7 protein-coding genes and 1 pseudogene are annotated in these 11711 nt (G+C 67.9%); 2 read left to right on the top strand and 6 right to left on the bottom strand.

All coding sequences use genetic code 11. The features are described 5' to 3' along the window. Positions 1 to 24: 24 nt before the first annotated feature. The 6 genes from U8525_RS32800 to U8525_RS32825 form a co-directional block, all read right to left on the bottom strand. The gene (locus tag U8525_RS32800; RefSeq protein ID WP_374270671.1) at positions 25 to 1401 is read right to left on the bottom strand and encodes an LLM class flavin-dependent oxidoreductase; all 1377 of its coding nucleotides are present in this window, start codon (positions 1399 to 1401) and stop codon (positions 25 to 27) included. A gap of 21 nt (positions 1402 to 1422) precedes the next feature. Next, positions 1423 to 2385 (bottom strand): D-2-hydroxyacid dehydrogenase family protein, encoded by a 963-nt coding sequence (locus U8525_RS32805; protein WP_374270672.1) that lies wholly within the window; start codon positions 2383 to 2385, stop codon positions 1423 to 1425. Continuing rightward, on the bottom strand, positions 2382 to 4997 hold the full coding sequence (gene acnA / locus U8525_RS32810) for an aconitate hydratase AcnA (RefSeq protein WP_374270673.1): 2616 nt from the start codon (positions 4995 to 4997) through the stop codon (positions 2382 to 2384). Before acnA ends, U8525_RS32805 begins: the two co-directional genes overlap by 4 nt. Beyond that, the gene (locus U8525_RS32815; protein WP_374270674.1) at positions 4994 to 6448 is read right to left on the bottom strand and encodes a citrate/2-methylcitrate synthase; all 1455 of its coding nucleotides are present in this window, start codon (positions 6446 to 6448) and stop codon (positions 4994 to 4996) included. Before U8525_RS32815 ends, acnA begins: the two co-directional genes overlap by 4 nt. Next, positions 6445 to 8127, bottom strand: a complete 1683-nt coding sequence (locus U8525_RS32820; protein WP_374270675.1) for an amino acid adenylation domain-containing protein — start codon at positions 8125 to 8127, stop codon at positions 6445 to 6447. The genes U8525_RS32815 and U8525_RS32820 overlap by 4 nt, the downstream gene beginning before the upstream one ends. Before the next feature lie 83 nt (positions 8128 to 8210). Then, the gene (locus U8525_RS32825) at positions 8211 to 9413 is read right to left on the bottom strand and encodes a hypothetical protein (protein WP_374270676.1); all 1203 of its coding nucleotides are present in this window, start codon (positions 9411 to 9413) and stop codon (positions 8211 to 8213) included. A 526-nt stretch (positions 9414 to 9939) separates the two neighbouring features. Here U8525_RS32825 and U8525_RS32830 point away from each other — a divergent pair. Both U8525_RS32830 and U8525_RS32835 read left to right on the top strand, forming a co-directional pair. Beyond that, complete coding sequence (locus U8525_RS32830; protein WP_374270677.1) at positions 9940 to 11424, top strand: IS66 family transposase; 1485 nt, start codon at positions 9940 to 9942, stop codon at positions 11422 to 11424. A gap of 100 nt (positions 11425 to 11524) precedes the next feature. Further along, positions 11525 to 11711: pseudogene (locus U8525_RS32835) on the top strand (IS4 family transposase); the annotation flags it as partial.

The raw sequence follows: 11711 nt of genomic DNA on the forward strand, positions 1-11711 counted from the left end.
CGGAGAAAAGAGGGGTGCGGCGCCTCAGCCGGTGCACCGCTGGACGTCCGGGGCGTGCCCATGCCCGGCGCGGGGGTGGGCTGGCCGGGGAAGGCCCAGGTTCTCGCGCAACGTGCGCCCCTCGTATTCCAGCCGGAACAGCCCCCGGCGCTGAAGCTCGGGAATCACCAGGTCGACGAACCGGGTGAGCCCGTCCGGAAGGTGAGGCGGCATGATGTTGAAGCCATCCGCACCGTCGAGGATGAACCAGTCCTCGAGTTGGTCGACGATTGTCTCCGGGGTGCCCAGGATGACCCGGTGGCCCCGCCCTCCCGCGACGGCGAGTGCGAGCTGCCGCACGGTGAGGTTGTCGCGACGGGCCTGCTCGTAGACCAACTGCTGGCGGCTCTTGCTGCGCTCGGTCGCCGTCACCTCGGGCAACGGCTCGTCGAGCGGGAGCGCCGAGACATCCATCCCCCCGAGGCGATCCGACAGGAGGCCCAGCGCGACAATCATGTCGATGCCCTCCTGGAGCTTCCCGTACATCTCCTCCGCTTCCGTCTGGGACCTTCCCACGACCGGAAACACCCCGGGCATGATCTTGACCTGCTCCGGATCCCTCCCGTGGCGCGCGACCTGCTCCTTCACCCCCCGGTAGAAGGTCTGCGCCTGGGTCAGCGTCTGGCTCGCGGAGAAGATGACCTCGCCCCACTGCGCGGCGAAGTCCTGTCCGTCATCGGAGGCCCCCGCCTGAACGAGCACGGGGTACCCCTGAGGCGAGCGCGCGACATTCAGGGGCCCCTTGACCCCGAAGAACTCGCCCTGATGCCCCAGGATGTGGAGCTTGTCGGGATCGAAGTACCGCCCGGACGCCTTGTCGTAGAGGAAGGCGTCGTCCTCCCAACTGTCCCACAGGCCCGTGACGACCTGCATGAACTCACGCGCCCGCCGGTACCGGGTCGCATGATCGAGCTGGGTGTCGCGGTTGAAGTTCTTCGCCTCCGCGTCGGTGCAAGAGGTGACGATGTTCCATCCCGCCCGTCCCTGGCTGAGGAAGTCGAGCGAGGCAAACTTGCGCGCGACGTGGAATGGCTCGTTGTAGGTGGTCGAAACCGTCGCGGTGAGCCCGAGCCGCTCGGTCGAGGGCGCGAGCGCCGCGAGCAGCGTCAGGGGCTCGAAGTGCACCATCCGCCCCCAACGGCTCAGTTCGTCGCTGTTCCGGTAGTGGGTGCGCACCCCGACCCCATCCGACAGGAACATCAGATCGAACTTGCCGCGCTCCGCGGTGCGCGCCAGCGCGGTGTAGTAGCCCAGGTCCAGTCCTCCGTCCGCGCGCGCGTCCGGATGCCGCCAGGCCGCGACGTGGTGCCCGGGGGCAGGCAAGAAGGCTCCGAGCTTCATCTTCCTGAGGGTCGTTCCCATCTGAGGCTCCTCTCCTGCGGTTCAACTCAATTTGCGGATGGGCGCGCCGGCCAGGAACGCCTGGATGTCCTCGACCGCCTCGCGGAAGTAGGTGGCGTAGTTGTTCCGGGAGACGTACCCCAAGTGCGGCGTCGCCAGCAGCGTAGGCAGGGTCCGCAACACGTCCCCTTCCGGCACCGGTTCGACCTCGAAGACGTCCACCGCCGCGCCCGCGATCGTCCCGCGCTTCAGCGCTTCGACGAGCGCGGGCTGGTCGACAATCTGCGCGCGCGACGTGTTGATCAGGAAAGCAGTCGGCCGCATCCGCTCGAGCTCGGCACGTCCAATCAATCCACGTGAGCGCTCCCCGAGGACGAGGTGGATCGAAACGAAGTCGCTCGTCTCCAGCAGGGCTTCCTTCGACGCGGCGCGCGTCACCCCCACCTCCGCGGCCCGCGCGTCGGTGAGGTTCGGGCTCCAGGCGACCACGTTCATTCCAAACGCGGCCCCCACCTTCGCGACCTTGCTGCCAATCTTTCCAAGCCCGAGCAGGCCCAGCTGCTTGCCCTGGAGGTCAACCCCCACGGAACTCTGCCAGGGACCCGAGCGACGAAACGCGGCGTTCTCCCCCACCACGTTGCGCGCGAGCGCCAGCATGAGCGCCCACGTCAACTCCGCGGGGGGCTCGGAGGAGCTCGCCGTTCCACACACCGCCACGCCGTGCGCGGCCGCCGCGGCGATGTCGATCGCCGCGTTCCGCATTCCCGACGTCACCAGCAGCTTCAACCGGGGCAGCTTCTCGAAGAGCGCTTTCGGGAAGGGGGTGCGCTCACGCATGATCACGATCACCTCGCAATCAGCGACTGCGGCGACCAGCGCCTCCTGCTGGAAGAAATGCTCGCGGAACACCACCAGGTCCAACTGCTCGCGCAGGGGTGCCCAGTCAGCGATCTTCGTCGAGATGTCCTGGTAGTCATCAAGGATGGCGCAGCGTAGCTTCTTCATGTCGTCTCCAGACCGTGGGCCCGGGATCCGGGCGCTGGGGAATGCAGCAGATAAGGGAGCATTCCACCGTGAAGGTAGAGCGCAAGCTCGCCCTCGGATTCGATCCGCGCGGTTCCCTTGAACTCGAACAGGGTGCCCTCACCTCGCGCGTGGACGTGGACGCGGGCCCGGGGTGAGTGGACGTCCTCGAAGCTGAAGCGCTCATGGCCTGTCAGGCCCAGGTCTCGCCAACGACCGCCGGGCGCAAGCTCAATGGGCAGGATCCCCATGGCGATGAGGTTCGAGCGGTGGATCCGCTCGAAGCTCTCGGCGATCACCGCCCTCACCCCGAGCATCCACGGTCCCTTCGCCGCCCAGTCTCGCGAGGATCCCATCCCGTAGTTGCGGCCCGCGAGGACAACGAGCGGCGTGCCCGTGGCACGGTAGGCCTGGGCCGCTTCGAACACCGGCATCACCTGCCCCGAGGCAAGGTGTACCGTGTCACCGCCGCGGAGGCCTGGCACGAGCAGATTCTTCAACCCGGAGCTCGAGAAGGTCCCCCGGGCCATGACCTCGTGATTTCCCCGCCGGGAGCCATACGAATTGAAGCGCGCGGGCAGGACCCCGCGTTCGGAGAGATAGCGGCCCGCCGGAGACCGCTCGGAGATCGCCCCCACGGGGGAGATCTGATCGGTGCTCACGTCGTCCCCCAGCGCGACGAGGACGCGGGCGTCCGTCACAGTCCTCGTGCGGCTGCTTCCGGACAGGTACGGCGGCCTGCGGATATAGGTGGACGTCTCCTTCCAGCTGAAGACGTCGCTCGCGAGTGGAGCGTCGCCCCGGCACGCGGTGTCGAACAACGCCGGCCGCGCCCCGGAGGTGAAGACGTCTGGGCGCACGCTCGCGGCGACGAGCCGTGCGACCTCCTCGCCATCCGGCCAGAGGTCCCGCAGCGAAACAGGGCGGCGCTCCGCGTCGATGGCGAGGGGCTCCCGGTCAAGGTCCACACGGACGTTGCCCGCGAGGGCGAGCGCGACCACCAGCGCGGGTGAAGCGAGGTAGTTCGCGCGGGTCCCCACGTGGACCCGCCCCTCGAAGTTCCGGTTGCCACTGAGGACGGCGGCCAGCACGGCGCCTGAGCGCGCCAACTGCTCCGCGACGTCACTCTTGAGCGGACCGCTCCCCCCGTTGCAGGTGGTGCAACCATACCCGATGACGTGGAAGCCTAGCGCCTCGAGGGGCGCGAGCAGCCCCGCGTCCCGCAGGTAGCGCGTCACCGCGGGCGACCCGGGAGAAAGGCTGGTCTTGACATGCGCGGGCACCCGGAGCCCGCGCTCGACCGCGCGCTGCGCCAGCAGCCCCGCGGTGATCATCGACGCCGGGTTCGAGGTGTTCGTGCACGAAGTGATCGCCGCAATCACGATGGCACCGTCCGACAGCCCGGGAGCAGCAGGGCCCTCCACGCCAGCGAAGCGTTCGAACGAGCCGCGCAGGTCACCGAGCGACACCCGTTGATGGGGAGCGCTGGGACCCGCGACACACGCTTCGACCGTGCCAAGATTGAACTCGAGCAGGCGCCCGAACCGAGGCGACGGCGCCCCCTCCTCCCAGAGCAGCCCCTGATGGCGGCAGTAGGCCTCGACCCGAGCGACCTCCTCCTCGGACCTCCCCGTCAGGCGCAGGTAGTGGAGCGTCTGGGCATCGACCGGGAAGAAGGCCAGCATGGCGCCATACTCGGGCGCCATGTTCGCGACGGTGCACCGGTCGGTCGCGGACAGCCGCCCCAGTGCCGGACCGGTGAACTCAAGCCAGGCGCCGACGACGCCCTCCGCGCGGAGGCGCTCCGTCAGGGTGAGGACCAGGTCAGTCGCGGTGACGCCTGGGGACAGTTCCCCCGACAGACGGACCCCGATGATGGGCGGCACGCGGGTCGTCACCGGCACCCCGAGCATGATCGACTCCGCCTCCAACCCACCGACGCCCCATCCCAGGATGCCCAGGCCGTTTACCATCGTGGTGTGGCTGTCGGTGCCAATCACGGTGTCCGGCAGCAGCAGCGGCGCCTCCACGGACTCGTCCGTCGTGACGACCGAAGCGAGTCGCTCCAGGTTGACCTGATGGACGATGCCATTGCCAGGGGGGAACACCTGCATGCGGTCGAACGAGCGGGAGGCCCACCCCAGGAACGCGAAGCGCTCCTCGTTTCGAAGCAACTCCTCGCGCTCATTGCGCTCCTGCGCATCGGGCACGCCCGCGACATCCGCCTGGAGCGAATGGTCGATGACCACATCGGTCCGGACCACCGGATTGATCCGTCGCGGGTCACCGGCACGCTCCGCGACATGATCGCGCATCGCCGCGAGGTCCACGAGCGCCGGAACCCCGGTGTAGTCTTGCAGCAGCAACCGCGCCGGCCGGAACGCGAACTCAATCCCGGCTTCCTCCCCGACCGCCAGCCGCCGGGCGCACATGACCGCCAGCTCGCGAAACTCGTTGCGGAGGAGCGACTCGATCAGCACCCGCCCCGAGAACGGGACGGACGACAGGTCGATGGCCGCATCCTCCGCGAGAAGGCGCAGGTCATGCAGGCGGTACGACACACCCGCGTGCGGGAAGTCCGACGTCCCCTTCAAGGCAGTCCCCCAGGGCCGGGATGGGCGCGACTGGCGGCGCCAACGTAGTGGAGCAGGGGCCGGATCAAGACGTTGTTCGACTCCTGCTCCCGAGCCTGGGCCACCCAGCCGGCGATCCTTCCCGCGACGAACATCGGAACAGCGAGCTCATCGGAGAGGCCCAGCATCCGGTACAGCAGACCGACGTAGAGGTCGACGTTCGCCTCGATCCCATGGCGGGCATACGGCTTCATCGCCTCCACGAGCGCGGTGATGATCTCGAACCCCCGCATGTCGCCCTTCCGGGAACTCGCCTCCCGCGCGGCATCCCGGAGGGGACCGACCCGCGGGTCCTCGCCCCGGTAGACCCGATGGCCGAAGCCCATCACCGGCAGCCCCTGCTCGAACTGACTTGCAACATAGGCACGTGCGCGCTCGGGAGTCCCCACGACGTCGAGCACCTGGGTGACCGCCTCCGCGGCCCCGCCATGGATCGTTCCCGCGAAGACGGAGATGGCCGCCGTGATCGCGGCGTGCATTCCCGCGCGGCAGCCCACCGCCACCCGGGCCGTGAACGCGGAGGCGTTCGAGCCGTGATCGGCATGAACAATGAGGTCGGTGTCGATGAGGCGCTCATCCAGGGCACTGGGAGCCTCCCCTCTCACCAGGTGGAGCAGGTAGCTGGCGTGCGAGATGCCCGGGGGCACGAGCGGCAAGGGCCGCCGCTCACGGGCGGCCTGATGGGCCGCGATGAGGAGGGGAATCTGCGCCACCAGCCGCACCCCCTTGCGGAGACTTGCCTCCTTCGAATGATCAGCGCGCTCCGGATCCAGCGCGCCCAGGGCGGAGACGCCGGTCCGCAGCGCCTCCATCGGGTGGGCGCTGGCAAGTGAGCCCACGATCGATAGCACGGAGGCGGGTACCGCTCGCGCCTCTTCGAGCTCGCGGCGAAAGGCCGCGAGGGCGGCAGCGCCCGGCAGCTCCCCCATCACGAGCAGGTACGTCGTCTCCTCGAACGACGAGTGCTCCACGAGGTCGCGAATCGCATAGCCCCGGTACTCCAGAGCGGACCGCTCCCCGTCGATTCGCGCGATCGACGTCCGGTCGAAGTGCACCCCCTCAAGCCCTCGGTGAATCGTCGGAGGGGCCGCGGGGACGGCCTGCAACCCCTCCTTGGGTTCGGAACCAACCCTCACCGCCTTCGGCGCGCATCGCCCAGGGACGCCGCTCTGGACGAACTCGCGAATGGCCTTCACCGAGCTGAGCTGGACGCGCAGCTCCCCGTTGATCCGGATGCCAGACGCCTTCTCCAGCGCGACCATGAGGACGACGTGCTGGAGCGAATCCCACTCCACCACGGACTGGTACTCGAGTTCGTCGGTGACGGCCTCTGGGTCGAGTTGGAGGACGCTGGCGATCAGCGCCTCGACATCCAACATTTCTGATTGTTCGCTCGCCTTGGCTAGAATCACGGCTCAATCCTAGATGGAAGGGATGAGAGGGCCCTGGCCCCCCGAACGTCCGCGCGCCGGCCCTGGTTCCACAGCTCGTGGATGCGCTCTTGAAGAGCCCCGCGGTGGATCTTCCCGTTGGCGTTCAGCGGCGGATCCTCGATCACCGTGATGACCCGCGGGACCATGTAGACGGGAAGCCGCTGCCGTATGGCCTCCAGCACGCGCTTCGGTTCGACCAAGCCCGTCGCCACCCCGAGGATGGCCTCGGGGTGCGCGACCGAAGGCCACGGCAAGGCCACCGCATCGACACATCCGGCGCGGCGCATGGCGGCCTCGACCTCTCCGAGTTCGACGCGGTAACCCCCCACCTTGATCTGGTGATCACCCCGGCCCAGGTACACGAGCGCGCCCCCTGGCATCCGCTTCACCAGGTCACCGGTGCGATAGAACCGCAGAAGCCGCCCATCCGCTCCCACGCGCTCGAACGTCCGCTCCTGGGTCAGCTGTGGCGCCCGCCAGTATCCAGTGAAGGTTTGCGGCCCCGCGACGCAGAGCTCTCCGGCCACGCCCTCCTCGACCTCCACCAGCGCCTCATCGACGACCCGCCCCGTGAGCCCCTCATAGAGCTGCCCGATGGGAACGAGCCCCTGCACGCATTCCGCGGGAGAGCGGGCCGGCTCCCACCGGTAAGCCGCGCACGCGATCGTCAGCTCCGTGGGCCCGTAGAGGTTCTCCACCACGGAGTGGGGGGCCGCCTCCTGCCAGGCCTCCGCGCTGGTTACGGGCAGCGCCTCCCCACAGAACAGACTCCAGCGGAGCGAGGGCATCGAGCCGGGCTCCAGGAGCTTCTGGCGTTGGCAGAGCGCGGCGACTGAGGGCACCGAGAACCACACCGTGATACCGCGCTTGCGGATGAACTCAGCGGGAGCGAGCAGCTCGATGGATTTCAGAGGAACGACACACGCCCCCGCGCCCCAGGCCATGAAGAGATCAAAAACCGAAAGATCGAACGTCAGGTCGAACGTCTGGCTCACCCGGTCCGCGGGCGTCAGCCCGTAGCGCTCGCGATTGACCCCGAGGAACGCGAGCACGTTCGCGTGGGTGATGGGAACGCCTTTGGGCTGCCCACTGCTTCCCGAGGTAAAGAGCAGGTAGGCTCCCCCCTCGGGGGTGGCAGTGGGCAGTGTCACCAGCGGCGCTGCGCTCGCGAGCGCCTCCGGTCCGAACATGACGGCCTCCGACAGGGACCGCTCCTCTCCATCCGGGACGAGCAGCGGGACGGGCCGCGTGCACCCGGCGACCACCTCGCACGCCTGCGGCAGTGCCTCGGCCTCGACGATCACCACATCGACGTCCGCCTGCTCGAGCATCGTCCGGGTGCGCACGGCGGGGAACTTCCGGTTCAGGGGGACGAAGGCCGCGCCGGCGTAGAGACTCGCCAGGATCCCGACATAGGCCGTGAGCCCACGGTCGGCGAGCACGCCTACCCGCGCCGGCATCCCACCGGAGGCCTTCAGGAGAAGCCCCGCCCATCGCCGGGCCATGGCGTCGAGTTCGGCGTAGCTCCAGCTTTGCTCTTCAAGCAGGAGCGCCGGGCAGTCCGGAACCTGGGCAACGCTCCAGAGGAACGTGTCCCGGAGCGTGGCGGGCGGCTCTATCACCGGCAGGCGAAAGGCATTGGTATCTCGCATCGACATCTGCCCATCCATTCAGGGACGAAAAGGCCATCGCGCGCCAGCGCGGGCGGGACGACGTTGACGGTTTGGACGACGAACGGTGCTCAGCCGATCCGGCGAGTGAGGCTCATCGATTTGAGGTTGCAATCGATGGCACGGATCAGGCCCCACTCCTCATGGTACGGCTCCGGGAAGCCAGGAGCGCCGAGCGCGGCATCCGCGTCCCGCGCGTGGATGTAGTCAACCCAATCGTGGGAGTTGGGGTGACGATGGTGGAAGTCGTGACAGGGCGTGTCGCCGACGAGGACACAGACCCTCGCGAGCAGGTGCGCCGCCATCTCCCCGCCCCAGCGCAGCCAAGCCACCCGGGAGCCTGGGGCCGGTGGGGGCGAGGCCAGGAAAACGGCCACGGTGGTGCGGCAGACAAAGCGTTTGTCCCGCGCGAGCATCAACGTCGCGTCGTCCGGGAACCGGTGCTCGGCCGCCAACCGAAGCGTCGCGCTGATATTGTATAGGAGCGTCGCGGGAATTACATAGGCAACGACGAACTCGCGCCAGAGCCCCGCGCGCCCCACGCCCCAGAGCACCAACCCCCAGAACGTGAATGCGAGCAGATTGTGCGGTGTATGCTTCGAACAGAAACATGAGGCCAGCCGGTCCAACAGCCAGCGCAGGTGGAAGAATGGCGAGAGCAGCCCGATCAGCAAACGCCGCCAGAGGTCCCTCTTGGGAAGCCCCGCCGCGAGGTTCGAGTACCCGGTCAGGAACTGGATGGTCTCATCGGAGGCGGTGAGCAGCCGCTCATTGCTGTGGTGGAGCGCGTGATCCTTGCGGTACTGCCAGAACGCCTTGACGACGAGGACGATGGAGATGGTCGTTCCCAGCACGGAATCCCAGCGCGCGTCCTTGAAGACGTTCCGGTGGGAGCAATGATGCATGATCACCACCTGGAGCTTCCGGACACACGAGAGCGTCATGGCCCAGCCGATGGGAATGGCCCAATAGGCGCCGGCCCGCAGCGACACCGCGGAGATAACCATCCCCGCCAGGAGCAGCAGCCACGCCTGGAGGACATGCCCTCCGGCGGTCCACCGCCGGGGGCGCTCTCCTTGGTATGGCTTTCCTGAGATGAGCGTGATCACCGGCTGGATGAAGCCTGGCAGCGCCTGATGGAGCGCACCGCGCACATCAACCGCATCCTGACTGGGAATGGGCTGCTCCACTTCTCCCAGTCCAGTCGGCACGGACTGCGTGGAAGTCGGCGAGCCATCACTACTCTCTTTGAGCGATGACACCAAACGCATCACGAGCCCACTCCTGAAGGGATTGCGGTCTCACGGCCTAAAAAGGGGCCGGAAACGCCATCCACATGGTTCGTTGAGCATGGACATGGCCACACATAACTCGCCCCCTGAATCCTTCTCGTGTCGGCCCCTCCGGCCCGAGTCATGAACAGGAATAAACTGACCCTGCGGGACCGTCAAGAGTCTACCAATGGGCGCCAAAGTCGTTGCGCCGCGACAGGTATTTCCCGGGGCCGGGCAGAAGCCATCAAAAAGTGATTGACTGACTTGTTCGAACCTCTGACGTCTGCCATCCAGGCAAGGCATCCGATGTTACGGAACGCGGGACAGCGGCTGGAGCAGGGCTGCTGCCATTCATCACCGCCCTGTTCATTCCTACCTCAGGATTACGTCTGGAGCATGAATGCTGAAGGATCTCCTCATTGTAACCGTTCACCGTCCTGGGCTTGGTTGGTGGGCCTGCTGAGTGGTGGACGGTGGGCAGGCGGGCGCTCGACGGTGGCCGGCTGGGCGTGGGACACCTCCACTCGTGGCGGAGCTCGACCCCAAGGACGCGCTCATCGCGGCGCAGCAGGTGCGCATCAGGGAGCTCGAGGCGCAGGTGGCCGCGCGCGATGCGGTCATCGCCATGCTGATAGAGAAGGTGGAGGCGCTCACCGCGCGCGTGGCGGAATTGGAGGCGCGGCTCAACCAGAACTCGAGCAACTCCTCCAAGCCGCCCTCCTCCGACGCGCCGGGCACCGCACGCAGCCAGAAGAAGAAGCCCACGGGCCGCCGTGCCGGAGGGCAGCCCGGGCACAAGAAGCACGAGCGCGCCCTGCTGCCGCCCGAGGCCGTGCAGCACTTCGTCGACCTGGTGCCCCGCACCTGCCGCGGCTGCAAGGGCCGCCTGCGAGGCCACGAGGCCGAGCCCAGGCGCCACCAGGTGGTGGAGGTGCCGCCCCTCTGCGCTGTCGTCACCGAGTACCGCTGCCACGCGCTCAAGTGTCCGGATTGCGGCGTGGTGACGCGCGAAGAGGTGCCCGCGCACGCCCGGAGCGCCTTCGGCGACCGCCTCGCCGCGCTCGCCTCGCTGCTGGTGGGCAAGTACCGCCTCTCCAAGCGGCTGGTGCAGGACGCGCTCTGCGACGTGCTCGGCGTCGAGGTATCCTTGGGCAGCGTGGCGAACCTTGAGGCCGAAGTCTCCGAGGCGCTCGCCCCCTCCCACGCCGAGGCGCTCGGGCATGTTCGCGCGGCGAGTGCCGCGAACGCGGACGAGACGGGCTTCTTCGAGGGGCGTGAGGACGGCCGCGCCGCACGCGCCTGGCTGTGGGTGGTGGCTACCTCGCTCGTCGTCGTCTTCCACATCGCCAGGAGCCGCGGCGCCAAGGTGGCCCGCCACCTGCTCGGCAAGGACTTCGCGGGCTTCCTCACCACCGACAGGTGGGCTGCCTACGCGTGGCTGGACGCGGGCCTGCGGCAGCTGTGCTGGGCTCACCTGACGCGAGACTTCCAGGGCTTCATCGACCGCGGAGGCCGGGGCAGCGTCATCGGCGAGGAGCTGATGCGCGAGAGCAACCGCTTCTTCCGCTGGCTCGGGCAGGTCCGAGACGGGACGATGAAACGCGCGGACTTCGAGAGGCGCATGCGCAAGGTGGAGCGCAGGGTCGGCCGACTCCTGCGAGAGGCCGCGGTGCGCGCGGAGAAGAAGACCGCTGGCATGGCCCGCGAGATTCTCCATTGGGAGAAGTGCCTGTGGACCTTCGTGGACGTGCCGCACCTCGAGCCGACAAACAACTTCGGTGAGCGCAGCATCCGCCCGCTGGTGATGTACAGGAAGACCTCGTTCGGCACGCAGGGGCCGGAGGGCAGCCGCTTCGTCGAGCGCGTCTTCACCGCCACCACGAGCCTCAAGCTGCAGGGCCGTGACGTGCTCGGCTTCCTCACCGACACCGTCGCAGCGCACCGGCGCGGACACCAAGGGCCGTCGCTCCTACCCCACGCCGACGCGCCTCAGCTCGCACTCGTCAGCTGAGTCGGTGAACGGTTACTCCTCATTTAGCGAGTTGATCAGCACACGCTTGCTTGGCCGCAACGTGCGAAGGTGCTGGCACCCGCGCCAAGAGGAGGCCACCATGACGCGCAAGGTGGCCATTGACGAAGAGCAGGTGCGGGCGTTTCTGACGGAGGTGTTTGAGGACGACCTGCACGTCAAACGAATCCTGTCCCTGTCGCACGCGACGCTGGGGGCGTTGCAGGCGGCGAGCCTGTCCGTGGCGGCCATTGGCAAGGCCATGGCGTGGGCGAGAGGAGAGGACGTCA

Source organism: Corallococcus sp. RDP092CA, assembly GCF_041903675.1.
In the GTDB taxonomy this organism is placed as follows: domain Bacteria; phylum Myxococcota; class Myxococcia; order Myxococcales; family Myxococcaceae; genus Corallococcus.

What these genes read in the sequence shown, in the direction of transcription:
- U8525_RS32800 (WP_374270671.1), bottom strand. Translation starts at nt 1,401, where the DNA reads ATGGGAACGACCCTCAGGAAGATGAAGCTCGGAGCCTTCTTGCCTGCC.
- U8525_RS32805 (WP_374270672.1), bottom strand. Translation starts at nt 2,385, where the DNA reads ATGAAGAAGCTACGCTGCGCCATCCTTGATGACTACCAGGACATCTCG.
- U8525_RS32820 (WP_374270675.1), bottom strand. Translation starts at nt 8,127, where the DNA reads ATGTCGATGCGAGATACCAATGCCTTTCGCCTGCCGGTGATAGAGCCG.